This is a genomic window from Microbacterium hydrothermale, assembly GCF_004854025.1.
Taxonomy (GTDB): Bacteria; Actinomycetota; Actinomycetes; order Actinomycetales; family Microbacteriaceae; genus Microbacterium; species Microbacterium hydrothermale.
Genome location: NZ_STGM01000001.1, coordinates 13,687 through 39,908 on the forward strand (window position 1 = coordinate 13,687; position 26,222 = coordinate 39,908).

Consider the following 26,222-nt stretch of genomic DNA (forward strand, 5'->3'; position numbering starts at 1 on the left):
GCGTCTCGGAGAGGGCGGGTACCCTGGCAGGAATGACTACCGCACCGCTCGCCCCCGCATCCGACGCCGACCTCGCCGTTCTCCAGGCGCAGCTCGGCCGCGTCCCGCGCGGGGTCATCGGCATCGCCGCGCGCTGCGTGTGCGGCAACCCGACCGTGGTGGCGACCTCGCCCCGGCTCGACGACGGAAGCCCGTTCCCCACGTTCTACTACCTCACCCACCCCGCGGCGACCGCGGCGATGTCGGTGCTCGAGGCCGGCCACGTGATGAAGGAGTTCTCCGACGACCTCGCCGACGATGAGGACCTGCAGCAGGCCTACCTCCGCGCGCACGAGGCGTATCTCCGCGACCGCGCCGTGCACGGCGAGCCCGAGGAGATCGCGGGGATCTCCGCCGGAGGGATGCCGACGCGGGTGAAGTGCCTGCACGCCCTCGCCGGGCACGCCCTGGCGGCGGGGCCGGGCGTCAATCCGATCGGCGACCGCGCCCTGGAGCGCGGAACCTGGTCGCCCGAGCGGTGCGAGTGCGAAAGCCCCGGGGCCGGCGGATGAAGCGGGTCGTCGTCGCCCTGGCATCCGTCGTCCTCGTGGCGATGATGACGGGAGCGACGGCCGCCCCGGTGGCGACCTCGGGCCCGGTGCCCGAAGACCCCACCGACTCGGTGCGCGCCTCCGAGTACTGGCTCGACCAGTACGGGGTGCGCGAGGCCTGGAAGACCACGCGCGGCGCGGGGCAGACCATCGCCGTGATCGACACGGGGATCGGTCGCGGGCCGACGGAGTTCACCGGCGCGGTCGCCGGCGGCACCGACGTGTCGGGCGTCGGCGCCTCGGACGGACGCACGCCCGTGGGCGCGGTCGACGCCAACCACGGCAGTTGGGTGGCCTCGCTGGCCGCGGCCCGGGGCACGGGCAACGGTCGCGGCATGATCGGCGTCGCGCCCGAGGCCGAGCTGCTGTCCATCTCGGTCGGGTTCGGCGCCTCCAGCACGAAGCCCTTCACCCAGCAGATCGCCGAGGCGATGACGTGGGCGGTCGACAACGGGGCGACGGTCATCAACCTCTCGCTCACCACGAACACCCTCGACTGGGACACCAGCTGGGACACCGCGTTCGAGTACGCCTTCGAGCACGACGTCGTCGTCGTGGTGGCGGCGGGCAACAGGGGGAGCGGGACCGACCGTGTCGGCGCTCCGGCCACGATCCCGGGGGTCCTCGCCGTCGGCGGTGTCGATCCCAACGGCGTCGCGAGCAACAGCGCTTCGACCCAGGGCATCACGATCGGGCTCTCCGCACCGAGCGAGCGACTGATCGGCGTCTCGGCCGACGGGACGCTGGTGGGCTGGAACGGCACGAGCGGCGCGGCGCCGATCGTCGCCGGGATCGCCGCCCTCGTGCGCGCGGCTCACCCCGAGCTCGACGCGAACAACGTGCTGAACCGCCTGATCGCGACGGCGAAGCCCGCCGCGGGGGCGACGAGCGTTCCCGACAAGCTCTACGGATACGGCCTGGTGGATGCCGCGGGCGCGGTCTCGAACTCGAGGGTCGAGGCCGTCGCCGAGAACCCGCTCGGCAGCCTCACGGAGTGGATCCGGCTGTACCGCCGGGCCGACGCGGAACCGGCGCCGGAACCCACCGCCAGCCCCGTCGAGATCCCGCCGCTCCCGCCCGTGGAATCCGCGCCGGAAGCCGGTTCGCCTCTGCTGCCGTCACGCGATAGCGTGCTCTACGGATCGCTGCCGCTCGGGGGTGCCACGCTGGCCGCTATAATGATTGCGCTCGGCGTCAGTGCTGCTGCCCGGCGAATCCGACAGGCGCGCACCTCCCGCGAGCCGAGCCGCACCACAAACGAGGAGTCCCTCCCATCGTGACCACTACCGTGCCCAGAATCCTCATCGTCGGTGGGGGCTACGCAGGTTTCTACACCGCCTGGAAGCTCGAGAAGCTCCTCGGGCGAGGCGAGGCCGAAGTCACGCTCGTCGACCCGCTGCCCTACATGACGTACCAGCCGTTCCTCCCCGAGGTGGCCGCCGGCGAGATCGAGCCGCGCCACGTCGTGGTGGGCCTGCGTCGCCACCTCAAGCGCACCACGGTCATCGCGGGCAAGGTCACGGGCATCTCGCACGCGACCAAGACCGCCACGATCACCCCGATCGCGGGCGACGAGACCTTCGAGCAGGGCTACGACCAGATCGTCGTCACCGCCGGTGCCGTCTCGCGCACGTTCCCGATCCCCGGCATCGCCGACAACGCGATCGGCCTGAAGACGATCGAGGAGGCCGTCGCCATCCGCGACCGCCTGACGTCGAACTTCGACAAGGCCTCGGTGCTGCCCGCCGGACCCGAGCGCGACCGTCTCCTCACCGTCGTCGTCGTCGGCGGTGGCTTCGCCGGTATCGAGGTGTTCGCCGAGCTCCGCGCCTACGCGTCGTCGCTGCTGAAGCAGTACCCGACCCTGTCGTTCGACGACACGCACTTCCACCTCATCGAGGCGATGGGCCGCATCATGCCCGAGGTCTCGCAGAAGACGAGCGAGTGGGTGCTCGCCGACCTCGCGAAGAAGGGTGCGTTCGTGCACCTCGACACGCAGGTCAAGGGCGCCGTCGACGGTGTCATCGAGCTGTCGACCGGTGAGCAGCTGCCCACCGACCTCATCATCTGGACCGCCGGCGTCATGGCGAACCCCACCGTCGTCCGCGGCAGCGACCTCCCGGTTGAGGAGCGCGGTCGCATCCGCACCCGTCCCGACCTGCGCGTGGGCACCGACGAGGAGATCGTCGAGGGTGCCTGGGCCGCTGGTGACGTCTCGGCCGTGCCCGACCTCTCGGGTGGCGGCGTGGGCGGCTTCTGCGTCCCCAACGCCCAGCACGCGGTGCGTCAGGGCAAGCTCATGGCGAAGAACCTCGTCGCCGTGCTGCGGGGCGAGGAGCCCAAGCAGTACAACCACAAGAACCTCGGTGCCGTCGCGGGCCTGGGGCTGTACAACGGCGCCTTCCAGTCGGGCAACATCGCCCTGACCGGTCTGATCGCCTGGTTCGCCCACCGCGGCTACCACGGCCTGGCCATGCCGACCTGGGAGCGCAAGTTCCGCGTCATCGGCGACTGGGTGCAGAACTTCGTCCACGGCCGTGAGGTCGTCTCGCTCGAGACGGTGCAGCAGCCGCGTGCGGCCTTCGAGGAGTTCGCGGCGCGTCCGCGCCCGGCGGCTCCCGCGGCCGACGCCCCGGCCCCGGCCGAGAAGAAGGCCGAGCCCGTCGCGGCGAAGTAACCTCGTCCGTTTCGAGACCCCCGTGCCCCGTGAGGGTGCGGGGGTCTCGTCGTTCCCGGATGCCGCGGGGGGCGCGGGGTCGGGCTGTTGAGCGATCCGCCGGTACGGGGTGTCGGGTCGCGGCATCCGGATCTCCGAATCCGCGCGACCGTGCTGGTGCTGCCCGGTCGAGACGGTGCGGCGTCTCTTCGTGGCCCCGGGCGCGTTTTCGACGCCCCGGGGCGATGTCGAACGCCCCACCACGAGTCGGGGGCCCCGCGAGACGGGCGCGCGGCCACCCGCGATACGGTGGAGCACGGGCCCCCGTAGCCCAATGGCAGAGGCAGGCGACTTAAAATCGCTTCAGTGTCAGTTCGAGTCTGACCGGGGGTACGGCATCCATCGCATCCGCTGAGAGTCACCGCCCGGCTCCCTGGCGCCGTCGGGCCCGCAGTTACACTGAAGGGCAACCTCTCGAACGGAGTGTGGGGACTTATGTGGGAGTGGCTCGTACCGGTCATCGTGATCGTCGGCATCCTGGTCATCGCCGGTATCTACCTGTGGGCCACGTACAACGCCCTCGTCGCCCTCAACGTGCGCGTCGACGAGGCGTGGAGCGACATCACGGTGCAGCTGAAGCGTCGCGCCGACCTGCTGCCGAACCTCATCGAGACGGTGAAGGGCTACGCGGCGCACGAGAAGGCGGTCTTCGAGAACGTCACGCGCGCCCGCGCCGAGACCCTCAATGTCGAGAGCCCCGCCGAGGCGGGCATCGCCGAGGGGCACATGCAGCAGGCGCTCAAGTCGCTGTTCGCGGTGGCGGAGGCCTACCCGCAGCTGCAGGCGAGCCAGAACTTCCTCAAGCTGCAGCAGGCCATCGTCGACACCGAGGACAAGATCCAGGCCTCGCGCCGCTTCTACAACGGCGGCGTGCGCGAGCTCAATACCAAGATCAAGGTCTTCCCGAACAACCTGTTCGCGCGTCAGCTCGGGTTCCACGAGCGCGAGTTCTTCGAGGTCATCGACGGAGCCGCGATCTCCGAACCGCCTCGCGTGCAGTTCTGACGCACCCGTGATGCGCCCCCTCCGCCGGTCGGAGGGGTCGCTTCTCAGTTCGAGCGCCCGTCGGGGTGCTCGTGCCGCGCGGCCGAGAGCGCCCCGGCGATCGCATCGCTGGCGTCTCCCCACCGCGCCACCGTGATCCGCTCGAGGCCCTGCCACCTCGCGGCGGTTCTCAGCTCGGCAGCCACGCGCTCCGCGGCATCCGGGGGGACGCCGTGCTCCCACCACGCCGACTGCACCCGCAGGGCGGAGCCCGCCCTGTCGGCTTTGAGGTCGAGCCGCCCGACGACGTCGTCGCCCACGAGGACCGGGAGCGAGTAGTAGCCGAAGCGGCGTTGCGGGGCGGGGGTGTAGATCTCGATCCGGTAGTCGAAGTCGAACAGGCGCTCCGCCCGGTCGCGGAACCACACGAGGGGATCGAACGGCGTGAGCAGCGCGGCGGCGTCGACCCGCCGCGGACGGGCGGCGTCGCGGTGCAGCCAGGCTGTCGCCGGGCGTCCGGCGACGCTCCACCCCTGGACCTCGACCTGCTGGAGCTCGCCCGTGTCGACGAGGTCGCGGACCGCGGCGAGCACCGCGGGGCGGTCGCGGATGCGCCAGTAGTCGGCGAGGTCGGCCGCCGTCGCCACCCCGTAGGCCCGCGCGGCCCGGCGCACGAGTTCGGTGATGGCATCCTGTCGGGGAACAGCCGTCTCGAGAGCCGAGGGTGGAAGGACGTCGGATGCCAGGGCGTATCGCCGCTCGAACCCGCGGCGCCCCGCGATCGCGACCTCGCCGAACAGCCACAGGCGCTCGAGGCCGTTCTTGACGTCGTCCCACCCCCACCAGGACCCGCGCGAGCCGCTGCGCGCGTCGTGGTCGATCTCGGCCGGGCGCAGCGGTCCGCGGTCGGCGAGTTCGTCGCGGAGCCACTGCAGCAGCGGCCGGTGGGCCTGCGCCCAGTCGTCGTCGCCGTACTTGCGACGCAGGTCGTCGCGGCGGAACTGCAGCAGCGGCCAGTCGTCGGCGGGGACGAGCGACGCCACGTGCGCCCATGACTCCACCCAGCGCGGCCGACGGGAGAACGCGAGGGCATCGAGCAGGGACGTGTCGTACGCCCCGAGGCGGGCGAACAGCGGCATGTAGTGCGACCGGGAGAAGACGTTGACGGAGTCGATCTGCAGGATGCGCATGCGCGTCAGCGTCGCGGTGATTTGGCGCGTGCCGACCGTCTCGGGCCGGGGGCGCGAGAACCCCTGCGCGGCGAGGGCGATGCGGCGCGCGTCGGCGCGACGGAGCGTCGTGGTCATGCCTTTCACCGTATCCACCGCCTCCGACATCACAGCGTTCGCCGAGTGAGCGCGGCGGTAGGCTGACGGGATGAGTGGAACCGATCCCGAACCGCGCGGATCCTTCCTCGACGCCTTGAAACGGCGCACGGTTTCGAGCGATCTGCAGCCCCCCGTCCCGCCCGCCCTGCGGCAGGCCACGGCCTACGCGTGGCGGCTGCTCGTGATCGCCGCCGCCCTCGGCGTCGTGATCTTCCTCGTCATCCAGTTGAAGCTCCTCGTGGTGCCGCTGCTGGTGGCGATCCTGGTGACGGCCCTGGTCTGGCCGGGGTTCTCCTTCCTGCTGCGCCACCGCTGGCCGAAGTGGCTCGCGATCGTCGTGACGGTGCTCGGAACGATCGCGATCATCTCAGGCCTGGTGTGGCTGGCGGTGTGGCAGATCACGCGGGAGTTCGGATCGGTGCGCGAGCGCACGGTCGACGCGGTCTCGCAGTTCCGGCAGTACCTCATCGACGGACCCCTCCACCTCAGCGCCCAGCAGATCGACGACGGTCTGCGCCAGGCCGGCACCTTCCTGCAGCAGCAGGCGGAGGTGCTGTGGACCGGCGCGCTCGCGATCGGAACGACCCTGGGCCACGTCGGCACCGGAGTGCTGCTCACCCTGTTCATCCTGCTGTGCCTCCTCGCCGACGGGGGCGGGATCTGGCGGTGGACCACGCGGTTGTTCCCGCGCGTCGCGCGCCCCGCGGTCGACGGGGCCGGGCGAGCCGGATGGCGCACCGTGAAGAGCTACGCACGCACCCAGCTGCTGGTGGCCACGATCGATGCGATCGGCATCGGCCTCGGCGCGTTCCTGCTCGGCGTGCCGCTGTCGATCCCGATCGGCGTGCTGGTGTTCCTGGGAGCCTTCATCCCCTTCGTCGGGGCCGTCGCCACCGGCGCACTGGCCGTCTTCATCGCCCTCGTCTACAACGGGCCGCTCATCGCGCTCTTCATGCTCATCGTCGTCCTGGGCGTGCAGCAGATCGAGAGCCACATCCTGCAGCCGATCCTGATGGGCTCCGCCGTCAAGGTGCACCCGCTCGCCGTCGTGCTCGTGGTCGCCGGTGGAGCGATGATCGGCGGCATCGCCGGCGCCCTCTTCGCCGTGCCGCTCGCGGCGTTCGTGAACGTCGTCGCGGTGTACCTCAGCTCGAAGGCGTGGCAGCACGAGGGCCAGGCCCTGGCATCCCGAGATCTCATCTGGCAGACCGTCCCGCGTGAGCGCGGAAGGAGATCATGAACGACACTCCCACCCTGGCCGAGTTCGAGGATGCCGCGCAGGAGCTGCGCGGCATCATCACGCGCACGCCCCTCGACGAGTCGCTGCACCTGACCGACCTGCTCGGCGTGCCCGTGAACCTCAAGCTCGAGAACCTCCAGCGCACCGGCTCGTTCAAGATCCGCGGGGCGACCTACCGGCTCTCGCGGCTGACGGCCGAGGAGCGCGCGCGCGGTGTCGTGGCGGCATCCGCCGGCAACCACGCGCAGGGCGTCGCCCTGGCAGCGCAGCAGCTCGGTATCGCCGCGACGATCTTCATGCCGCTCGGGGTCCCCGTGCCCAAGCTCCTCGCGACGCGCGGCTACGGCGCCGAGGTCATCCTCGAGGGGGCGACCGTCGAGACCCCGCTCCGCCTGGCGGCCGAGTTCGCCGAGCGCACGGGCGCCGTGCTCATCCACCCCTTCGACCACCGCGACATCGTGGTCGGCCAGGGGACGCTGGGGCTCGAGCTCGTCGAAGACATGCCCGACCTCGAGACCGTGATCGTGGGCATCGGCGGCGGCGGCCTGGCCGCCGGCGTCGCCGCGGCGGTCAAGGCGCGAGCGGCCGCCGAGGGACGCGAGGTGCGCATCATCGGCGTGCAGGCGCACAACTCCGCCGCGTACCCGACGTCGCTGGCCGCGGGATACCCGATGCAGGTCGAGACGACGCCGACGATCGCCGACGGCATCGCCGTCGCCCGCCCCGGCGATCTCCCCTTCGAGCTCATCCGGCAGTACGTCGACGAGGTCGTGACCGTCACCGAGGACGACATCGCGCGTGCCCTGCTCGTGCTCCTCGAACGGGCGAAGCAGGTCGTGGAGCCCGCCGGAGCCGTCGGTGTGGCCGCGATCCTCGCCGGCAAGGTGAAGGCCAGCGGCCCGACGGTGACGATCCTCTCGGGCGGCAACATCGATCCGCTGCTGCTGCAGCGTGTCGTGGCGCACGGGCTGTCGGCATCCGGTCGATACATGTCGCTGCGCATCCCGCTTCCCGACCGCCCGGGCCAGCTGGCGCGCGTGTCGGAACTGCTCGCCCAGGTGGGGGCGAACGTGATCGAGGTGCTGCACACGCGGCACGGCCAGGGCCTCCAGATCAGCGAGGTGATCCTCCAGCTGAGCGTCGAGACGCGGGGCGCGGAGCATCGCGCGCTGGTCATCAAGACGCTTGAGGACGCCGGCTTCGTGGCCACTGTCGTACCCGACTGACGTCGGCCGCGGCGGCCCTTGCGGGAGGCCTGTGCCGTCGTCGTGTCCTCCGCGATTCGCGCAGGCTCAGTTGCGCGGCCGTGATTCGGGCTGAGGCTGTGCGGATGGCTGAGGTCGTGCGAGTGGCTGAGGGTGTGCGTGGGTCATGTCTTCAGGGATTCGCGCAGGCTCAGCTGTGGGGCCGTGGTTTGGGGAGACATTGTGCGGATCGCTGAGGGTGTGCGTGAGTCATATCCTCCGGGATTCGCGCAAGCTCAGCTGTGCGGCCGTGATTCGGGCTGAGGCTGTGCGGATCGCTGAGGTCGCGCGGGCGACCGCGACCGCGCCGGCACGAACCCAGAGACGCCGCGAGCCGCCCACCCCGCGGAACTCGGGGGAGCGGCTCGCGGACGGTGCGGGGCTTACTGGCCCGAGTACGTCTCGACCTTGACGATCTCGACCGAGATCTCCTTGCCGTTCGGGGCGGTGTACGAGCCCTTGTCGCCCTCCTTGAGGCCGAGGATCGCGGCGCCGAGCGGGGAGGCCTCGCTGTAGACGTCGAGCTCGGAGTTGGCGGCGATCTCGCGGTTGCCGAGGAGGAACTTCTCCTCGCCGCCGGCGACGATCGCGGTCACGACGGTGCCGGATTCCACGACGCCGTGGCTCTCGGGCGCCTCGCCGACCTTCGCGTCCTTGAGCAGCTGCTGCAGGGTGCGGATGCGCGCCTCCTGCTTGCCCTGCTCGTCTTTGGCCGCGTGGTAGCCGCCGTTCTCCTTAAGGTCTCCCTCTTCGCGGGCGGCCTCGATGCGCTTGGCGATCTCTTCGCGACCCGTGGTCGACAGGTGCTCGAGCTCGTTGGCCAGGCGGTCGTAGGCGTCTTGCGTGAGGAACGTCACCTGAGCGTCGTTGGACACGGTTACTCCTTCGTCGAGGCGCTGACGGCGTGCGTTGTCTGGCCGTCGGCGGGGGATATGTCGAACGCCCCGGCATCGTGCCGGGGCGCGTCGTGATTCCGCGAGTTTACGGCACCCAGCAAGCGTTGACAAAACCCGTGGTCGCCAACGACAGCGTCGGGATCTGCTCCGTGAACGCCCGCGTGTGGTCGTCGGATGCCGGGTACTCCACGACCCGCCAGCCCACGGTGCCGTGCTCCTCGTCGCGGGCTTCGAGGGCGCAGGCGACGGGGCGGCCGGTCGGCGCGGTGATCTGGAACGACGCCGTGACGGTGCGGTCGTCGACGACGGTGTATCCGGTGTCGGTCGCCGTGACGGAGTTCAGGCTGCTCGACACGGTCGTCCAGCCGAGGAAGCCGATGGCTCCGAGCGCGAGGACGCCGACGACGGACCAGCCCACGATGCGGCGCCGCGGGGAGCGCGTGCGCCCGTAACGTTCGTCGAGGTCGGCTTGCGTCGTCATGCTCTCTCCGGGCTTTAGGCTGGACTTCCAGGCTACGCGCTTCCGTCCGCCCCGAAGGACTCGACCCATGCACCCCGTGATCGTCGCCCTCGCGACAACGCCCTCCCCGGCCGTCACCCCCGACGAGTCGATCGTCACGCCCGGGCCCCTCGGATTCGCCGCGATCGCGTTCATCGGCGTGGCCGTGTTCCTGCTCGTGTGGGACATGCTGCGTCGAATCCGTCGCGGCCGGTACCGCGAAGAGGTCAACGCCGAGCTGGACGCCGAGGAGCAGGCGATCGCCGCCCAGCGCGCGTCCGACGTCGACGACGAAGACATCGACCCCGCCGCCCCTCGCCGCTGACCTGCGGCCGCGGGCGCGCGGCATCCGCTACCCGCCTCGCGTGAGTCGCCACGACGTGTCGCTTCGCAGGGGTCGGAAGCGACAAGTTCTGGCGACTCGCTCGCTCAGCCCCCGTGGTACGCCGGGGCGAGGGCGATCAGCAGGCACGCCGTCCAGTGGCACAGGAAGGCGAGGACCGTGCACACGTGGAAGATCTCGTGGAAGCCGAAGTGGCCCGGCCACGGGTTGGGCTTCTTGATCGCGTAGACGATCGCCCCCGCGGTGTAGAGCAGTCCGCCCACGACGACGAGGACCATCATCGCGACGTTCGCCGCGAGCAGATCGCCGAGGTACATCACCGCCGCCCACCCGAGGGCGAGGTACAGCGCGACGTACAGCCATCGCGGGGCGTTGATCCAGAAGACGCGGAACAGGATGCCGAGGATCGCCCCGCCCCACACGATCGACAGCAGCAGCACCGTCTTGGGCGTGGGCAGCGCGAGGACCGCGAGCGGGGTGTAGGTGCCGGCGATCAGCAGGAGGATGTTCGCGTGATCGATGCGCTTGAGCACCGCGAGGGTCTTCGGCTTCCAATGGAACCGGTGGTACAGCGCGGAGTTGCCGAAGAGGAGCATCGACGTGGCCATGAACACCGCCGCCGCCCACTTGCCCGGCGTCCCCTGCGCGAGGGCGATGAGCACGATTCCGGCGGCGATCGCGACGGGGAACGTACCGGCGTGGATCCATCCGCGCCACGTGGGCTTGAGTTCGGCCTGCGCGCCGACCGCTCCCGCTTCGAGCAGGGGCAACTGCGGCATCTCGGGGCCGTCTGTCGGGGTTCGCGGGCTCACTCCTCGACAGTACGTCCGGGCCCATGCCGCCGGGGGAACATGGGGGCAGCGCTCACCCTTCCCCCAGGAAGCACCACCCTGATCCGATGCGTTCCGCGGCTCCCGACGCGGTAGCGTAGGCGGGTGGCGCGCGTGTGGAGGAACGAGGGGCGGGGTCCGCTCTACCGTCTCTACATCTCGCGCCTGCGGCGCCGCATGCCGGCCACCGTGCCGCATCACGTCGCCATGATGATCGACGGCAACAGGCGCTGGGCCCGACAGCTCGGGTACGACAGCGCCGCGCACGGCCATCGGGCCGGTGCCGCCAAGATGCACGAGTTCCTGCGGTGGTGCGACGACCTCGGCATCGAGGTCGTGTCGCTGTACCTGCTGTCCAACGACAACCTCGTCAAGCGCGACAGCAAAGAACTGCAGGACCTGCTCGAGATCATCGCCGAGCTCGCGGGCGAACTCTCGCGCGAGCCGAACTGGCGCGTGCAGCACGTCGGGCGCGCCGAGGGGCTGCCGCCGGAGCTGGCGGAGGTGCTGCACGAGGCGACCGAGCGCACCCGCGGACACCGGGGCCTGCACGTCAACCTCGCGGTCGGCTACGGGGGGCGCAGCGAGATCGTGGATGCCGTCCGCTCGATCATCGTCAAGCACGACGAATCCGGGGGATCGCTCGAAGAGCTCGCCGACAGTCTCACCCCCGAGCAGATCGGCGAGCACCTCTACACCGGAGGCCAGGCCGATCCGGACCTCGTCATCCGCACGTCGGGGGAGCAGCGGCTCAGCGATTTCCTCCTCTGGCAGTCCGCGCACTCGGAGTTCTACTTCGTCGAGGCGCTCGGACCCGACCTGCGCGAGGTCGACTTCCTGCGCGCGATCCGCGACTTCGCAGCCCGCGACCGTCGCTTCGGTCAGTGACGCCGGCGCTCGCGATCGAGCGGAGCGCGGCATACTGAGCTGAATCATCTGCTCGACGGAATCCGCGTGTTCCCGCTGTTCACGAACTCGTCATATTCGCGGCGTGTTAACGACCCGAGGCGGTGCTCGGGGGACGTACGGTGATCTCATCGGACACGGAGTCCGGTCGAGTCGACCTTCGGATCGCGACTCGTGACCCACAGGTCGACTCGTGACAACCGGGTGGAACACCCGGGTCGGGAGTGGGTTGTGACTGCACGAGCACCGTACGACCAGCGTCACGTCGTCGAGAGCACCGAGTCCGAAGCGCGCGACGATCAGGCGCTGCGCACATACGTCCTGGACACCTCCGTCCTGCTGAGCGATCCGCGGGCGTTCTTCCGGTTCGCCGAGAATTCCGTGGTGATCCCCGTCGTGGTGATCATGGAACTCGAGGGCAAGCGTCACGACCCCGAGATCGGGTACTTCGCCCGGCAGGCCCTCCGCCACCTCGACGAACTGCGCATCGAGCACGGTCGTCTCGACTTCCCCGTCCCCGTCGGCGACGACGGCACGCTGCGCGTCGAGCTGAACAACACCGACCCCTCGGTCCTGCCGTCCGGGATGCGGACGGGCGGGAACGACAGCCGCATCCTCGCGGTGGCCATGAACATCGCCAAGGACGGCGCCGAGGTCACCGTGGTGTCGAAGGACCTGCCGATGCGCGTGAAGGCGGCATCCCTCGGGCTCGCGACCGAGGAGTACCTCGCCGAGCAGGCGATGGACTCCGGCTGGACGGGCATCGCCACGATCGACCTGTCGGGAGATGAGATCTCCGACCTGTACGAGACCGAGGTCGGGGTGAGCGCCGCGGTGGCGGGGCTGCCGGTGAACACGGGGCTCGTGATCCACTCGGAGCGGGGCTCGGCCCTGGGGCGCGTCACCGGCAAGGGGGAGTTCCGCCTCGTCCGCGGGGATCGCGACGCCTTCGGCCTGCACGGTCGCTCCGCCGAGCAGCGGATCGCCCTCGACCTCCTGCTCGACCCGGAGGTCGGGATCGTCTCTCTCGGCGGTCGCGCCGGCACCGGCAAGTCGGCGCTCGCGCTGTGCGCCGCCCTCGAGGCCGTGCTCGAGCGTCAGCAGCAGAAGAAGATCATCGTGTTCCGGCCGCTGTTCGCCGTCGGGGGTCAGGAGCTCGGTTATCTGCCCGGCGATCAGGCGGAGAAGATGGGCCCGTGGGGTCAGGCGGTGTTCGACACCCTCGGCTCGGTCGTCTCGGGCAACGTCCTCGAGGAGGTGCTCGCCCGGGGCCTTCTCGAGGTGCTGCCGCTGACGCACATCCGCGGCCGTTCGCTGCACGACGCGTTCGTGATCGTCGACGAGGCGCAGTCCCTCGAGCGCAACGTCCTGCTGACGGTCCTCAGCCGCATCGGGCAGAACTCCCGCGTGGTGCTCACCCACGACGTGGGGCAGCGCGACAACCTGCGGGTCGGACGCCACGACGGGGTCGCCTCCGTCATCGAGACGCTCAAGGGCCACGGTCTCTTCGGCCACGTCACCCTGACGCGCTCGGAGCGCTCGGCGATCGCCGCCCTCGTCACGGAGCTGCTCGAGGCCGGCGAACTGTCGTAACGAACGAATCGGAGGGCCGGGATGCCGACGCGTCCCGGCCCTCCTCGTGTGCGGGGCCGCGAGGTGCGGGATGCCGTGGCATCCCGGCCCTCGGCGTGTGCGGGGCCGCGAGGCCCGGGGCCCGGGACGGCCACCGCTTAGATGAGAGAGTTCTCATTTCGAACTCCCCGGGTTCTCACCATCGGGCGACAGGGTGGAGTCATCGGCGAGGGAGACCTCGCCGCCGCCCACGGCGGATCCCCCAAAAGAAGATCCGTCTGCGCAGGTCACCGCTCTTCGGGTGAGTCGGAAGACCACCGGCGCGATCTCTCCGAGAACCCCCGGCCGTCCCCCCGCCGGGGGTTCTCCGGGTCGGAGCTCACTCCCAGCGGTAGCCCGCTCCGCGCACGGTGACGATGTGGGCGGCGCCCACTTTCGCGCGCAGGTAGCGGACGTACACGTCGACCACGTTGCTGTTGGGGTCGAAATCCAGGCCCCAGACGCGGCTCAGCAGCTGCTCGCGCGAGAGCACCTGACCGGCGTGCCGGATGAACTCCTCGGCGAGGGCGAACTCGCGCGCGCTGAGATCGATCTCGCGGCTCCCGACCGTCGCGCGGCGGGCCAGCACGTCGAGCGACACCTCGCCGTGCGCGACCGTCATCGTGCCGAGCGACACGGGCTCGCGCAGCCGAGAGCGCACGCGGGCCAGCAGCTCGTCGAACTTGAACGGCTTCGCGACGTAGTCATTGGCGCCCGCGTCGAGGCCGTCGACCGTGTCGCGCGTGCTCGTGCGCGCGGTGAGCATGATGACCGGAAGCGTCGAGCCCTGGCCGCGGAGGCTGCGCAGCACCTCGAACCCGTCGAGGGAGGGCAGGCCCACGTCGAGCAGCACGAGGTCGACGTCTCCCGAGAGGGCGGTGTCGAGGGCTTCCGCGCCGTCGTCGACGATGAGGGTCTGGAAGCCGGCCGCCTCCAAGCCCTTCGCGACGAAGGCGGAGATGCGCTCCTCGTCCTCGGCGATGAGGATGCGTGTCATCCTGTGGCCTCTCTCTGCATGACGACGTCACCCGCGCGGACGGGCGTGGGCAGCGCCCCCGGCGACGGCGCCCCGGTCAACGGGATGTGGAGCGTGATGGTGGCCCCACCTCCCGGCGTGTCGCCGATCGAGCACCGGCCGTCGTGGGCCTTGGCGATCGCGTCGACGATCGACAGTCCGAGCCCCGATCCGTCGACGCGGCCTCGCGTCGACAGGCGGTCGAACCGCCGGAAGACGCGGTGGCGCGCGGCCGGAGGGATGCCGGGACCGTGATCGCGCACCCAGAGATGGGCGACGGTGTCGTCGGCGGAGCTGCCGATCTCGATCGGGGAGCCCTCGGGGGTGTACTTCGCGGCGTTGTCCGCCAATTGCACCCAGGCCTGGACGAGACGGTCGGCGTCGCCCTCGATACGCACCCGCGCCCGCTGCGCCACGCTCCACGAGTGACCGGGGAGGGCTCCCGCGAGACCCGCAACGCGGTCGGTGAGGGCGGCGACGTCGATCACCTCGGCCGACAGCGCGCTGGTCTCGACGTCGGCGAGTGCGTCGATGTCGTCGACGAGACGGGTGAGCCGATCGAGCTCGGACATCCCCAGCCGCCGCGTCTCGCGCACGTCGTGGGGATCGGACGGGTCCATCATCTCGAGATGGCCGCGGACGATCGTGATGGGGGTCTTCAGCTCGTGCCGCACGTCGTCGAGGAGCTGACGCTGCGCGTCGACCGACATCGCGAGACGGTCGAGCATCGAGTTGACCGAGGTGGTCAGGTCGGAGATCTCGTCGTTGCCGTGCGCGCGCAGCCGCGTTCCCAGGTCGTCGATCGTGATGGCATCCGTGGTGTCGCGCAGTCGGCGGAGGGGGGAGAAGAGCCTCCCCGTGACGAACCACCCGACCGCGCCCACCACCAGCAGCACCCCGAGCGCCGTGGCGGCGTACGTGATCGACGAGAGAGCGACCAGCTCCATGCGCTGGTCGATCGAGATCACCTGCACGGCGTAGCCGCCGGGGGCCGCGGCGGCGGCGTACATGACCGGACTGCGGGCGCTGTCGAGACGACCGGTCAGGCGCCCCTCCGCGAGGGAACTGGCGAGGGATGCCACGAGACCCGCGTCGTCGGCGAGGGAGAGGCCCGGAGGTGACGGGGTCGTCGCCAGGACGCGGTCGCCGTCGATCGCGAGCGTGCCGTCGGTGCGACCGGGGATCGCGGACGCGACGAGATCGGCCGCGGACTCGCTGCTGGTGGCGACGGTGGACACGAAGCCGTCGAGCTGCCGCTGGGCGTTCGCGAGCACGCGATCGCGCTGGACGAGGAACGTGACGCCGCCGGCCACGATCATGCCGAGAAGCACGACGCCGAGGATCGCGCCGAGGAAGCGCACCCGCGTCGAGACAGGTCTCGTCGCGGGGCTCATCCTTCGATTATGGCGCGCCTCGGCGTCGTGGATGGTCGGTGCGGACTCAGCCCGGGTGGGTCATCGACAGCAGGTCGAGCCTGGCGTCGAGCACCTCTTCGGTGATCTCACCGCGCTCGACGTAGCCGAGGTCGATGACGGCCTCGCGCACCGTGATGCCCTTGGCCACGGAGTGCTTGGCGATCTTGGCCGCCGCCTCGTAGCCGATGACCTTGTTCAGCGGCGTGACGATCGAGGGCGACATACCCGCGAACGCCTCGGCGCGGGCGACGTTGGCCTCGAGGCCGTCGATCGTCTTGTCGGCGAGGACGCGCATGGCGTTGGAGAGCAGGCGGATCGACTCCAGCAGAGCGGTGCCCATGACGGGGATCGCGACGTTCAGTTCGAACGATCCCGACGCGCCGGCCCAGGCGACGGTGGCGTCGTTGCCGATGACACGGGCGCACACCATGAGCGTCGCCTCGGGGACGACCGGGTTGACCTTGCCCGGCATGATCGAGGAGCCCGGCTGCAGGTCGGGGATGTGCAGCTCGCCGAGGCCGGTGTTCGGCCCCGAGCCCATCCAGCGGATGTCGTTGTTGATCTTGGTGAGCGACACCGCGATCGTGCGCAGGGCGCCCGAGGCCTCGACGAGACCGTCGCGGTTGGCCTGCGCCTCGAAGTGGTCCTTCGCCTCGGTGATCGGCAGCTCGGTCTCGGCGGCCAGCAGCTCGATGACCTTCTGCGGGAAGCCGAGGGGGGTGTTGATGCCCGTTCCGACGGCGGTTCCGCCGAGGGGGACCTCGCCGACGCGGGGGAGCACGGCCTGCACGCGCTCGATGCCGAGGCGCATCTGGCGGGCGTAGCCGCCGAACTCCTGGCCGAGGGTGACGGGCGTGGCATCCATGAGGTGGGTGCGCCCGGACTTCACGATGCCCTTCCACGCCTCGGCCTTGGCCTCGAGCGCGACCGAGAGGTGCTCGAGGGCGGGCACGAGGTCGGTGATCAGGGCCTGGGTCACGGCGATGTGGACCGAGGTGGGGAAGACGTCGTTCGACGACTGCGAGGCGTTGACGTGGTCGTTGGGGTGGACGGTCGAACCCAGGATGCCGGTGGCGAGGGTCGCGAGAACCTCGTTCATGTTCATGTTCGACGAGGTGCCGCTGCCGGTCTGGTAGGTGTCGACCGGGAAGTGCGCGTCGTGCTGACCGGTGACGACCTCGTCGGCGGCCTGCGCGATGGCGTCGGCGATGGCCCCGTCGAGGGTGCCGAGCTCCTTGTTGGCGAGAGCCGCCGCCTTCTTGATGCGGGCCAGTGCGGCGATCTGCGTCGACTCGAGCCCCTTGCCCGAGATCGGGAAGTTCTCGACCGCGCGCTGGGTCTGCGCCGCGTACAGGGCGTTCTTGGGTACCCGCACCTCACCCATGGTGTCGTGTTCGATGCGGTACTCGGTGTCGGTCACGTCGTCGTTCCTCCGGTCTTTTCTTCGGTTCTCGTTCGCGCGGTCATCAGATGCGCGATGGTGGGATGCGCGGTTGTGGGCTGCGCGGTCGTCAGATGCGCGGGTCGTCGACGTCGCCCACGATGACGACGGGGAAGGCCTTCCCCTCGTCGAGGCGGTAGTTGGCGCCCACGACGGCCGTGCGGCCCTCGGCGACGGCCTCGCTGATCAGCTCGGACGCGCGCAGCAGATCGGCCACGGTGTGGCGGAGGTGCTCGCGTCCCACGAGTTCGGGGTCGACGCGCGCGGGCACGGTGCCGTCGACGGCGCTCTCGCGCTGCACGCGACGGACGGCCGGCACGATCGGTGCGATCTGGCGCCAGATGTAGGCGGGGAGGGTCGGCGCGTCGACGCCGGTGCTGTCGATGGCGGCTCCCACGGCGCCGCACGCGTCGTGCGCGAGCACGACGATGAGCGGGACCTCGAGCACGCCCACGGCGTACTCGAGGCTGCCGATCACCGAGTCGGAGATGACCTGTCCGGCGTTGCGCACGACGAAGAGGTCGCCCAGGCCCTGGTCGAAGATGATCTCGGCGGCCAGGCGAGAGTCGGCGCAGCCGAACAGGGCGGCGGTGGGGTGCTGCGAGCTCGCGAGCTCGGTGCGCCGCTCCACGTCCTGCCGGGGGTGGGCGGGCTCGCCGGCGACGAAGCGCTCGTTGCCTTCCACCATCTGCTGCCACACCTGACGGGGGGTCATGCGCTCGCTCACGGGACCTCTCTCAACTGTTCGATCTGGGTGGTCACGGACGCGGCCGCCAGGGCCGCGGTCTCGGGGGACGCGTCGCCGTAGACGAGCACGTAGTCCGGGCCGGCGGGAGTGGCCAGCGCGTAGTCGATGTTGCCCGTGCCCGAGGGGTTGGCGGGGCGGTACACGTTCCAGGTGATGCCGTCGATGTCGACGGTCTCGGTGCTCCGGGTGCCGTCGAGCACCTGTCCGACCCAGGCCTCGTCGGCGTCGAAGCCCTGCGCGATACGGAGGAAGCCCGACTCGCCCGAGCGCACGTAGACCATGGTCCAGGCCTCGGTGCCCCCGACGCCCTCGGTCGTGGCCTGATTGACGCGCCAGTCGTCGCCGAGCGCCGGCGAGAGGACCGGGCGGCCCAGGTCCGCCTCGATGTCGGCGGCGAGGGCCGGCACATCGGGAGCGGGTCGCGGAGCCGGTTCGCCCCGCGGGACGGCGGCGATCACGACGAACACCAGGGCGACCGTCACCAACAGGGCGGCGATGAGGTTGCGGAAGGTCTTGCTCGAGCGGTACCGACGCGAGGACTCGGCCTTGCGGTCGGCGGTCTCCTGCGGGGTCTCGGGGCGGCCGAGGTGCGCGACGACGCGGGCCATCAGTCGTCGTCTCCGTCGCCGCGGGCCGCGTCGAGGCGGCGCTTGGCGCCCAGCAGCCACTCCTCGCACCGGGCGTAGAGCTTCTCGCCGCGCTCCCAGAGCTCCAGCGACTGCTCGAGGGTGGGAGCGCCCTGCTCCAGTTCGGCGACGACGCGCACGAGTTCGTCGCGGGCCTGCTCGAAGGAGAGGGTGGCGACGTCGGCAGCGGAGCCGGGTGTCGCGGTCATGGCATCCATTCTAGGCGGCCCCGTCGGAGGGACCGGCGCCGGGTGCCTCGCCGTCGAACGGAGCGGTGGCGGGGGAGGAGCCGTGCGGCACGGCATCAGGCACGGCGCCCTCCGAGATCGCGGCGAGCGTGCCCTGCTCGACGGTGAGACGGAGAGCGGTGCCGGCGGGGGCGTCGGCCGCGTCGCGCAGCACGGTGCCGTCGTCCAGCTGCGCGATCGCGTATCCGCGGGCGAGGGTCGCGAGGGGCGAGAGCGCGCGGAGGGCCGCGCTCAGCTCGCTCGTGCGACGGCGCTCGCTCTCGAGGCGCCGATCGACCACGTCGCGCCCACGGTTCGACAGCATCCACAATTCTTGGGCGCGGGAGGTGAGCATCGCGTGCGGGGTGCGCAGCGACGGACGCGAGCGGATCTGCTCGAGCTGCGCGATGTCGTGCACCACCCGCTGCGTCAGACGGCCGGTCAGTCGGGCGCGCAGCTGCGCCACCAGAGCGCGCTGCTCGCTCACGTCGGGCACGACGCGCTTGGCCGCGTCGGTCGGCGTCGACGCGCGGATGTCGGCGACCTCGTCCAGCAGCGGTCGGTCGTTCTCGTGGCCGATCGCGCTCACGATCGGGGTGGATGCCGCGGCCACGGCGCGCAGCAGACGTTCGTCGCTGAAGCCCAGGAGCGTCTGCGGGTCGCCGCCGCCGCGCGCGATGACGATGACGTCGACCTCGGGGTCGGCGTCGAGGGCCGTCAGAGCGGCGATGGTCTCGGGCACGCACCGATCGCCCTGCACGGCGGCGTGCCGCGTGCGGAACCGCACGCGCGGCCAGCGCAGCTCGGCGTTGCGGTGGACGTCTTTCTCGGCGTCGGAGTTCTCGCCCGTGATGAGGCCGATGCACTGGGGCAGGAAGGGCAGGCGCTTCTTGCGCGCCGGGTCGAAAAGTCCCTCGGAGCGCAGCTGCGCGCGCAGACGCTCGAGGCGCTCGAGCTGCTCCCCGAGGCCGACGTGGCGCATTGCCGAGATCGCGAACGAGAAGTCACCCGTGCGCGGGAAGTAGTCGGCTTTGACGCACGCGACGACGTGGTCGCCGACCTTCAGGTCTTTCGGCAGGCGCGCGAGCGTGCTCGACCAGATGCGGAACGACACCGTCGACTCGGTGCCGAGGTCTTTCAGCCGCCCGAACACGTTGCCGCCGCGCCGGTTGAAGGAGGTGATCTCGCCCTCGACCCACACCGACCCCCACCTCTCGATGAAGCCGCGGATGGTGTCGTTCAGGCGCGAGACCGACGTGGGGGCGTCCGTGCGCGAATCCCGGGGGTGCACGCTGTCGGCGGGAGGGGCCTGACCGGGGACGGTCTCGGGCTGGAAAGAGGTCATGTGAGCGTGCTGTCGGCGAGAGGGACCCGACCCGCGCGGGCCGGTGGAGGGGGAGGGGTCATCGTATCCCTGCGGGTGGCGGTGGGGGAGGTTCGGCCGGTGTCCAGGGGCGCCCCGATAGAATCGGGGGGTGAGCTCACCTGCCGTCCACCTGCCCGTTCCCCGCATCCCGGGTCGTCGCGGGCGGCTCCAGGATATCCCCGTCGACGGACGCAAGAAGGTGCTGCTGGCCGCACCCCGTGGATACTGCGCGGGCGTGGACCGCGCCGTGATCGCCGTCGAGAAAGCCCTCGAGCGCTACGGCGCTCCGGTGTACGTGCGCAAGCAGATCGTGCACAACATCCACGTCGTGACCGAGCTCGAGAAGAAGGGCGCGATCTTCGTCGAGGAGGTCGACGAGGTCCCCTCCGGCGCCCACGTCGTCTTCAGCGCGCACGGCGTGTCTCCGGCGGTCGTGTCGGCGGCATCCGATCGCGGTCTGCAGGCGATCGACGCGACCTGCCCCCTCGTGACCAAGGTCCACCGCGAGGCCGTGCGCTTCGCGCGCGACGACTTCGAGATCCTGCTGATCGGCCACGAGGGTCACGAAGAGGTCGAGGGGACCGCGGGAGAGGCTCCCGAGCACGTCACCGTCGTCAACTCGCCCGACCACGCCGACACCATCGAGGTGCGCGACCCCTCCAAGGTCGTGTGGCTGTCGCAGACCACGCTCTCGGTCGACGAGACGATGGAGACCGTGCGGCGCCTGCGCGAGCGCTTCCCGCAGCTGCAGGATCCGCCCTCCGACGACATCTGCTACGCCACCCAGAACCGCCAGGTGGCGATCAAGAAGGTCGCCGTCGGCGCCGACCTCGTGATCGTCGTGGGATCGGCCAACTCCTCCAACAGCGTGCGCCTGGTCGAGGTCGCCCTCGAGCACGGAGCCAAGGCCGCCTACCGCGTCGACTACGTCGACGAGGTGAAGCAGGAGTGGCTCGAGGGAGTGCAGACCGTCGGCGTGACCAGCGGGGCCTCGGTCCCCGAGGTGCTCGTGACCGAGGTGCTCGAAGAGCTCGCCGGCGCCGGGTACCGCGATGTCGAAGAGGTCCGCACCGCCGAGGAGGATCTGATCTTCTCGCTCCCCAAGGAGCTGCGTCAGGATGCCAGCGGCAAGCGCGACAGCCGTGCACTGGGCGGCCGGGGGCGCGCGTGAGCGACGACTCCCGTCCCTCGACCGAGGGGGAGGGCGCCGAGCGCCCTCGCCCGCAGTTCGGCGAGTACGCCACGGCGGAGGAGCAGCGCGCGCGCATCCAACGCCCGGAGGTGACCGAGGCTCTCGAGGCCGGGGTCGCCCCGCAACCGGCACCCGCCCCGGAGGCGCCCGCCGCGTTCTCCGTCCCCGCCACGCGCGGCGCCCGGGTGGACCGCATCGTGACGTTCGGTCTGCTTTTCTACGGGCTGTTCTCGGTGGTCACGACCATCATGCAGCTGCTGAACTTCCCCGAGTACGCCGAGCGCGGCGCGCAGATGCTCGGCGTGACGGCCACCTTCACCAACCTGTCCGCCGGCTACGTCTGGGGCGCGGCCGCGGCGTTCGTCTACGGCATCGGCTGGCTGCTGACCGCGGTCTTCACCTGGCGGCGCCTCAAGAGCGGTCGTCTCGCGTTCTGGATCCCCCTGGTCGGCTTCGTCGCGACCGCGCTGGTCGCGGGCGTCTGCATCACGATGGCCCTCGTGGGCGACCAGCAGTTCATGACCGCGATCATCGACAGCGTCCCGAACTGAACCGCACGGCCCGGCATCCCGTGTCCCCTGTGAGCGAGGGAGAGGGGATGCCGCGGTGAAGGACGAACACGCGCAGTTGACGGCGCTGTACGACGCGCACGCGACCCCCGTCTGGCGCTACGTCGTGAGCCTGACCGGCGATCACGCCGGCGCCGACGACGTCGTGCAGGAGACCCTGCTGCGCGCGTGGCGGACGCCGCGCGTCATGAGCGACGACCCGGCGTCGCTGCGCTCGTGGATGTACACGGTCGCGCGCAACATCGTGATCGACGAGGCCCGCAGCGCTCGGCGACGGCACGAGCAGCCCGTCGACGAACTCCCCGAGACGGCGCACGCCGACGACACGGATGCCATGTTCAACGCGCTCCTCGTGGAGGAGGCGCTCGCCACCCTCACCGCCGACCACCGGGCGGTGATCGTCAGCGCCTATTACGGCGGGCGCAGCGTGGCGCAGACGGCCGAGGAGCTCGGCATCCCCGCCGGCACGGTGAAGTCGCGACTGCATTACGCGGTGCGGGCATTGAGGCTCGCTCTGCAGGAGAGGGGGGTGACCCGATGAGCATCGACCACGAACGTCTCTCGAGCTGGGACGGCGCGTACGTCCTCGGCGCGCTGTCGGCCCCGGATCGCGCGGAGTACGAGGCGCACCTGGAGGAGTGCGCGTCGTGCCGCGCCGCGGTGGCCGAGATCGCGCCCACCGCGGGGCTGCTGTCGCGGCTGTCGGCCGATCGTGCGCGGGGGATCGACGCGGGTACCGGACCGGCGCCCGTGGCGGCGCCCGATCCCGCGCTGCGCGCCCGGGTCGTGGAGACCGCTCGGCGTCGTCGGCGGCGACGGGTCACGGGGTGGGCGCTCGCGGCATCCATCGCCCTGGTCGCCATCGCCGTGCCCAGCGTCGTCGCGATCGGCAGCGCCGTGCAGCCCGCGGGGACGGTGTACGCGCTGGACGACGTGGCGGGGGCGCCGCTCGAGGCTTCGGTGAAGCTGACGTCCGCCCCGTGGGGCACGCGGATCGACCTCGTCTGCCAGTACACGGGCGAGGTGCTCGACGCCCCGCCCGGCGGGTGGCCGTACGCCCTCGCGATCACCGACGACGAGGGATCGACGAGCGTGCTCTCGACCTGGCGCGCCGGACCGGGATCGACGACCGAGCTCAGCGCGGGCACGGATCTGTCGGCCGCCGACATCGGCTCGGTCGAGATCCGCACGCTCGACGGGACGACGGTCGTGATGCGTCGCGAGTTCTCGACGCCCTGAGCGAGCCGCTGGACGTTCTAGCATCGACGCATGCCCCGTCTCGTCGCCGTCTGCGCCGTCCACTCCCTGCATCCGGATGCCGGTTCGGTCGGAGTGACCGCGATCGACAAGCGCCCTCTCGACGGCGCCGTGCGCGTCGGCAAGCTCGGCGTGCGCGCCGACGTGCAGGCGAGCCGCAAGCATCACGGCGGCCCCGACAAGGCCGTCTACGCCTACGCGGCGGAGGACGCGGCGTTCTGGGAGGGCGAGCTCGACCGGGAGCTGCACGCGGGATGGTTCGGCGAGAACCTGCGCGTCGAGGGGCTCGACGTCAACGGCGCGCGCATCGGCGAGATCTGGCGCATCGGCGACACGGTGGAGGTGGAGGTGACGATGCCCCGCACGCCGTGCTCGACGTTCGCGCGCTGGGTGGGCGGCGCCGCCTCGCGCGGCTGGGTCAAGCGCTTCTCCGACGAGGGACGGCTGGGCGCGTATCTGCGCGTGCGACGCGCGGGGGATGTCCGCGCGGGCGACCCGATCGAGGTGGTGTCGTCGCCCGAGGGCGCCCCCACGGTCCTCGAGGTCTATCGCCGCTGAGGGCCGGTCGGCGGCATCCGGGAACGACGAACGCCCCGGCCGAGGCCGGGGCGTTCGAGGGATGACGCGAGGTCGTGTCAGCTCTGGGACTGGCCGTACGAACCGAGCTGCTTCGTGGCCTCGACCACGCGCACGGCCATGGCCGACTCGGCGACCTTGCCCCACGCGCGCGGGTCGTACTGCTTCTTGTTGCCGACCTCGCCGTCGAGCTTCAGCACGCCCTCGTAGTTCGAGAACATGTAGCCCGCGATCGAGCGCGTGAAGGCGTACTGCGTGTCGGTGTCGATGTTCATCTTGACGACGCCGTTGCGCACCGCGAGGGCGATCTCTTCGTCGGTCGAGCCGCTGCCGCCGTGGAAGACCAGGTCGAGGGGCTTGGGGCCGGTGCCGAAGGTCGCGGCGATGCCCTCCTGGATCTCGCCGAGCAGTTCGGGGCGGAGCTTCACGCCACCGGGCTTGTACACGCCGTGCACGTTTCCGAAGGTGAGGGCCGAGATGTAGCGGCCGTTCTCGCCGAGGCCGAGGCGCTCGACGGCCTTGGTGACGTCGGCGACGGTGGTGTAGAGCGCCTCGTTGGAGCCCTCGTGCGCCACGCCGTCCTCTTCGCCGCCGACGACGCCGACCTCGATCTCGAGGATCGCGTTGATGTTCTTCATGCGGGGGAGGAGCTCCGCGGCGATGTCGATGTTCTCGTCGAGGGGAACGGCCGAGCCGTCCCACATGTGCGACTGGAAGATCGGGTTGCGGCCGGCCTTGACCTCTTCTTCGGAGGCCTCGAGCAGCGGCAGAACGAAGCCGGGCAGCGCGTCCTTGGGGCAGTGGTCGGTGTGGAGAGCGACCGTGATGGGGTAGTTCTTGGCGACCTCGGTCACGTACTTCGCGAAGGCGAGGGCGCCGGTGGCGCGCGCCTTGACGGTGTGTCCGGCGAAGTAGTCGGCGCCACCGGTGGTGACCTGCAGGATGCCGTCGGAGCCGGCCTCGGTCAGGCCCTGGAGCACCGAGTTGATGGTCTGAGAGCTCGAGACGTTGATCGCGGGATACGCGAAGCTACCGGCCTTCGCGCGGTCCAGCATCTCGGCGTACTGCTCAGGGGAAGCGACGGGCATGGAGGTGCTCCTTGGTCGTTGTCGGGACATCGTCACTCTAGCGAAGCCGCCGGATCATGACGGTGCGGTGGCGACAGGAACCGGCCACTTCTGTCGATTCGTTAAGAAGCGCGATTCCTTCGCGCTCGCGAGGCGGAAATCCGACGGATGTGTCGACTCTGCTGGATACAGTGGGCCCATGGTGAGCCTGACTGCCGACATGAGCCCTCTGCACCCCGACCGCAACCTGGCTCTGGAGTTGGTGAGGGCGACGGAGGCGGCATCCATTCGCGCCGTTCCCTTCATCGGGCGAGGCGACAAAGAAGCGGCCGACGGCGCCGCTGTCGACGCGATGCGGGCCTTCTTCAGCACCGTCAACTTCGACGGGACGATCGTGATCGGCGAGGGCGAGAAGGACAACGCGCCCATGCTTTACAACGGTGAGCGCGTGGGCAGCGGCCGCGGTCCCCGGTGCGACGTCGCGGTGGATCCCATCGACGGCACCTCGCTCACGGCGGCGGGGCGGCAGAACGCACTCTCGGTCATCGCGGTGTCCGACCAGGGCACCATGCTCGACGCGTCCAGCGTGTTCTACATGGACAAGCTCGTCACCGGTCCCGCCGGCGTCGGCGTCGTCGACATCCGCCTCCCGATCGGTGAGAACATCCGTCTTCTGGCCAAGGCGCTGGGCAAGCCGGTCGACGAGATCGTCGTGTCGGTGCTGAACCGACCCCGCCACGAGCAGCTCATCGCCGACATCCGCGAAGCGGGGGCCGGAACCCGTCTGATGAGCGACGGCGACGTGGCCGGGGGGATCAACGCGGCTCGCCACAACGCCCGCACCGACATGTGCGTCGGCATCGGCGGCAGCCCCGAGGGGATCGTCACGGCCTGCGCGATCAAGGCGCTCGGCGGGCACATCCAGGGCGTGCTCGCTCCCCGCACCGACGACGAGAAGCAGAAGGGCCTGGATGCCGGGCTCAAGGTCGACGGCACGGTGTACGAGGCCGACGACCTGGTCACGGGCAAGAACACGATCTTCGTCGCGACCGGAGTGACCGACGGTCAGCTCGTTCAGGGCGTGCGCCGCGACGGCGACTTCATCTACACCGAGAGCGTCGTACTGCGCGGAGCCTCGGGCACGCTGCGGCGCATCTCGTCGGAGCACCTCACGTCGAAGTGGCTGTGAGCCTGAGCCGCTGAGGCGTCGGTGTCGCGGGCCCGCGGGGTGCTGCGGGCGTCGGCGCGCTGCGGGTGTGGCCGGGCGCGGTGCGGCGTGCTGCGGGCGCGGGCGTGGCCCGGGGTGGCGCCCGGGGCGGTGAGACTGCGGGTGGGTGACATCTCGGTGGCGGGGTGACGCCGTTTCGTCAGTGGCGTGCAGCCTCAGTGGTCGGGGCAGGGCGGGCTCGCTGCCGCGTGCCGCGGGCGCGGGCACGCCGCGGGGCGGCCGACGTGCAGATACAGCCGGGCGTGTCGTGACGCAAGCGTGACCGGCCCCTCGAACCTCGTCTGGCAGAATCTCTAGGAGTGTCAACG

Annotated in this window: 27 protein-coding genes and 1 tRNA gene; 16 read left to right on the plus strand and 12 right to left on the minus strand. The window is 70.7% G+C overall.

Annotation, left to right across the window (positions count from 1 at the left end; translation table 11 throughout):
• Positions 1 to 32: 32 nt before the first annotated feature.
• The 5 genes from FB047_RS00060 (at position 33) to FB047_RS00080 (ending at position 4,311) form a co-directional block, all read left to right on the plus strand.
• Positions 33 to 551 carry a DUF501 domain-containing protein gene (locus FB047_RS00060; protein WP_136585231.1) on the plus strand — a complete coding sequence of 173 codons (519 nt, stop codon included), beginning with the start codon at positions 33 to 35 and terminating at the stop codon, positions 549 to 551.
• Positions 548 to 1,870 carry a S8 family serine peptidase gene (locus FB047_RS00065; RefSeq protein ID WP_136585232.1) on the plus strand — a complete coding sequence of 441 codons (1,323 nt, stop codon included), beginning with the start codon at positions 548 to 550 and terminating at the stop codon, positions 1,868 to 1,870. The genes FB047_RS00060 and FB047_RS00065 overlap by 4 nt, the downstream gene beginning before the upstream one ends.
• Before the next feature lie 8 nt (positions 1,871 to 1,878).
• Complete coding sequence (locus FB047_RS00070) at positions 1,879 to 3,267, plus strand: NAD(P)/FAD-dependent oxidoreductase (RefSeq protein WP_136585233.1); 1,389 nt, start codon at positions 1,879 to 1,881, stop codon at positions 3,265 to 3,267.
• Positions 3,268 to 3,566: 299 nt separating this feature from the next.
• Positions 3,567 to 3,639 (plus strand) — tRNA-Leu (locus FB047_RS00075).
• Between the two features lie 102 nt (positions 3,640 to 3,741).
• Complete coding sequence (locus tag FB047_RS00080) at positions 3,742 to 4,311, plus strand: LemA family protein (RefSeq protein ID WP_076676385.1); 570 nt, start codon at positions 3,742 to 3,744, stop codon at positions 4,309 to 4,311.
• Between the two features lie 44 nt (positions 4,312 to 4,355).
• On the opposite strand, the gene FB047_RS00085 is transcribed toward FB047_RS00080, so the two are convergent.
• Positions 4,356 to 5,597 (minus strand): winged helix-turn-helix domain-containing protein, encoded by a 1,242-nt coding sequence (locus tag FB047_RS00085; RefSeq protein WP_136585234.1) that lies wholly within the window; start codon positions 5,595 to 5,597, stop codon positions 4,356 to 4,358.
• 70 nt (positions 5,598 to 5,667) lie between these two features.
• Between FB047_RS00085 and FB047_RS00090 the strand changes: the two genes are divergently transcribed.
• A complete protein-coding gene (locus FB047_RS00090) occupies positions 5,668 to 6,858 on the plus strand; it encodes an AI-2E family transporter (RefSeq protein WP_136585235.1) in 1,191 nt (396 codons plus the stop codon).
• Complete coding sequence (gene ilvA, locus FB047_RS00095) at positions 6,855 to 8,084, plus strand: threonine ammonia-lyase (RefSeq protein ID WP_136585236.1); 1,230 nt, start codon at positions 6,855 to 6,857, stop codon at positions 8,082 to 8,084. Before FB047_RS00090 ends, ilvA begins: the two co-directional genes overlap by 4 nt.
• A gap of 401 nt (positions 8,085 to 8,485) precedes the next feature.
• Here ilvA and greA read toward each other — a convergent pair whose 3' ends face one another.
• Together greA and FB047_RS00105 are read right to left on the minus strand one after the other, a co-directional pair.
• A complete protein-coding gene (gene greA, locus FB047_RS00100; RefSeq protein WP_136585237.1) occupies positions 8,486 to 8,977 on the minus strand; it encodes a transcription elongation factor GreA in 492 nt (163 codons plus the stop codon).
• 106 nt (positions 8,978 to 9,083) lie between these two features.
• Positions 9,084 to 9,479 carry a DUF4307 domain-containing protein gene (locus tag FB047_RS00105; RefSeq protein WP_136585238.1) on the minus strand — a complete coding sequence of 132 codons (396 nt, stop codon included), beginning with the start codon at positions 9,477 to 9,479 and terminating at the stop codon, positions 9,084 to 9,086.
• Between the two features lie 67 nt (positions 9,480 to 9,546).
• Here FB047_RS00105 and FB047_RS00110 point away from each other — a divergent pair, with 67 nt between their 5' ends.
• Entirely contained in the window at positions 9,547 to 9,822 is a 276-nt protein-coding gene (locus FB047_RS00110) for a hypothetical protein (RefSeq protein ID WP_136585239.1), read from the plus strand.
• 104 nt (positions 9,823 to 9,926) lie between these two features.
• Here FB047_RS00110 and trhA read toward each other — a convergent pair whose 3' ends face one another.
• The gene (gene trhA, locus FB047_RS00115) at positions 9,927 to 10,619 is read right to left on the minus strand and encodes a PAQR family membrane homeostasis protein TrhA (protein WP_136585821.1); all 693 of its coding nucleotides are present in this window, start codon (positions 10,617 to 10,619) and stop codon (positions 9,927 to 9,929) included.
• A 165-nt stretch (positions 10,620 to 10,784) separates the two neighbouring features.
• On the opposite strand from trhA, the gene FB047_RS00120 reads away from it, so the two are divergent.
• Together FB047_RS00120 and FB047_RS00125 are read left to right on the plus strand one after the other, a co-directional pair.
• Entirely contained in the window at positions 10,785 to 11,558 is a 774-nt protein-coding gene (locus FB047_RS00120) for an isoprenyl transferase (protein WP_136585822.1), read from the plus strand.
• Between the two features lie 249 nt (positions 11,559 to 11,807).
• On the plus strand, positions 11,808 to 13,169 hold the full coding sequence (locus FB047_RS00125) for a PhoH family protein (RefSeq protein WP_205822514.1): 1,362 nt from the start codon (positions 11,808 to 11,810) through the stop codon (positions 13,167 to 13,169).
• A 358-nt stretch (positions 13,170 to 13,527) separates the two neighbouring features.
• Here FB047_RS00125 and FB047_RS00130 read toward each other — a convergent pair whose 3' ends face one another.
• From FB047_RS00130 to xseA, 7 genes are all read right to left on the minus strand, one after another.
• Positions 13,528 to 14,184, minus strand: coding sequence for a response regulator transcription factor (locus tag FB047_RS00130; protein ID WP_136585240.1), 657 nt, complete (start codon positions 14,182 to 14,184; stop codon positions 13,528 to 13,530).
• On the minus strand, positions 14,181 to 15,596 hold the full coding sequence (locus FB047_RS00135) for a sensor histidine kinase (RefSeq protein ID WP_136585241.1): 1,416 nt from the start codon (positions 15,594 to 15,596) through the stop codon (positions 14,181 to 14,183). The genes FB047_RS00130 and FB047_RS00135 overlap by 4 nt, the downstream gene beginning before the upstream one ends.
• A gap of 46 nt (positions 15,597 to 15,642) precedes the next feature.
• Positions 15,643 to 17,037 carry a class II fumarate hydratase gene (locus tag FB047_RS00140; RefSeq protein ID WP_136585242.1) on the minus strand — a complete coding sequence of 465 codons (1,395 nt, stop codon included), beginning with the start codon at positions 17,035 to 17,037 and terminating at the stop codon, positions 15,643 to 15,645.
• Positions 17,038 to 17,128: 91 nt separating this feature from the next.
• The gene (locus FB047_RS00145; RefSeq protein ID WP_406600901.1) at positions 17,129 to 17,785 is read right to left on the minus strand and encodes a carbonic anhydrase; all 657 of its coding nucleotides are present in this window, start codon (positions 17,783 to 17,785) and stop codon (positions 17,129 to 17,131) included.
• The gene (locus tag FB047_RS00150) at positions 17,782 to 18,414 is read right to left on the minus strand and encodes a DUF4245 family protein (protein ID WP_136585243.1); all 633 of its coding nucleotides are present in this window, start codon (positions 18,412 to 18,414) and stop codon (positions 17,782 to 17,784) included. Before FB047_RS00150 ends, FB047_RS00145 begins: the two co-directional genes overlap by 4 nt.
• Entirely contained in the window at positions 18,414 to 18,650 is a 237-nt protein-coding gene (locus FB047_RS00155; protein WP_136585244.1) for an exodeoxyribonuclease VII small subunit, read from the minus strand. Before FB047_RS00155 ends, FB047_RS00150 begins: the two co-directional genes overlap by 1 nt.
• Before the next feature lies 1 nt (position 18,651).
• On the minus strand, positions 18,652 to 20,004 hold the full coding sequence (gene xseA, locus FB047_RS00160) for an exodeoxyribonuclease VII large subunit (RefSeq protein WP_136585245.1): 1,353 nt from the start codon (positions 20,002 to 20,004) through the stop codon (positions 18,652 to 18,654).
• A 130-nt stretch (positions 20,005 to 20,134) separates the two neighbouring features.
• Between xseA and FB047_RS00165 the strand changes: the two genes are divergently transcribed.
• Genes FB047_RS00165 through FB047_RS00185 form a run of 5 tightly spaced genes read left to right on the plus strand, consistent with a single transcriptional unit; the run spans position 20,135 to position 23,601 of the window.
• A complete protein-coding gene (locus tag FB047_RS00165; RefSeq protein WP_205822518.1) occupies positions 20,135 to 21,196 on the plus strand; it encodes a 4-hydroxy-3-methylbut-2-enyl diphosphate reductase in 1,062 nt (353 codons plus the stop codon).
• Positions 21,193 to 21,768, plus strand: a complete 576-nt coding sequence (locus tag FB047_RS00170; RefSeq protein ID WP_136585246.1) for a DUF6264 family protein — start codon at positions 21,193 to 21,195, stop codon at positions 21,766 to 21,768. Before FB047_RS00165 ends, FB047_RS00170 begins: the two co-directional genes overlap by 4 nt.
• 55 nt (positions 21,769 to 21,823) lie before the next feature.
• A complete protein-coding gene (locus FB047_RS00175; RefSeq protein ID WP_136585247.1) occupies positions 21,824 to 22,327 on the plus strand; it encodes a sigma-70 family RNA polymerase sigma factor in 504 nt (167 codons plus the stop codon).
• The gene (locus tag FB047_RS00180) at positions 22,324 to 23,025 is read left to right on the plus strand and encodes a zf-HC2 domain-containing protein (protein WP_136585248.1); all 702 of its coding nucleotides are present in this window, start codon (positions 22,324 to 22,326) and stop codon (positions 23,023 to 23,025) included. The genes FB047_RS00175 and FB047_RS00180 overlap by 4 nt, the downstream gene beginning before the upstream one ends.
• 30 nt (positions 23,026 to 23,055) lie before the next feature.
• Entirely contained in the window at positions 23,056 to 23,601 is a 546-nt protein-coding gene (locus FB047_RS00185) for an MOSC domain-containing protein (RefSeq protein WP_136585249.1), read from the plus strand.
• A gap of 77 nt (positions 23,602 to 23,678) precedes the next feature.
• Here FB047_RS00185 and fbaA read toward each other — a convergent pair whose 3' ends face one another.
• A complete protein-coding gene (gene fbaA, locus FB047_RS00190; RefSeq protein WP_136585250.1) occupies positions 23,679 to 24,707 on the minus strand; it encodes a class II fructose-bisphosphate aldolase in 1,029 nt (342 codons plus the stop codon).
• 178 nt (positions 24,708 to 24,885) lie between these two features.
• On the opposite strand from fbaA, the gene glpX reads away from it, so the two are divergent.
• On the plus strand, positions 24,886 to 25,875 hold the full coding sequence (gene glpX / locus FB047_RS00195) for a class II fructose-bisphosphatase (protein ID WP_136585251.1): 990 nt from the start codon (positions 24,886 to 24,888) through the stop codon (positions 25,873 to 25,875).
• Positions 25,876 to 26,222 lie beyond the last annotated feature (347 nt).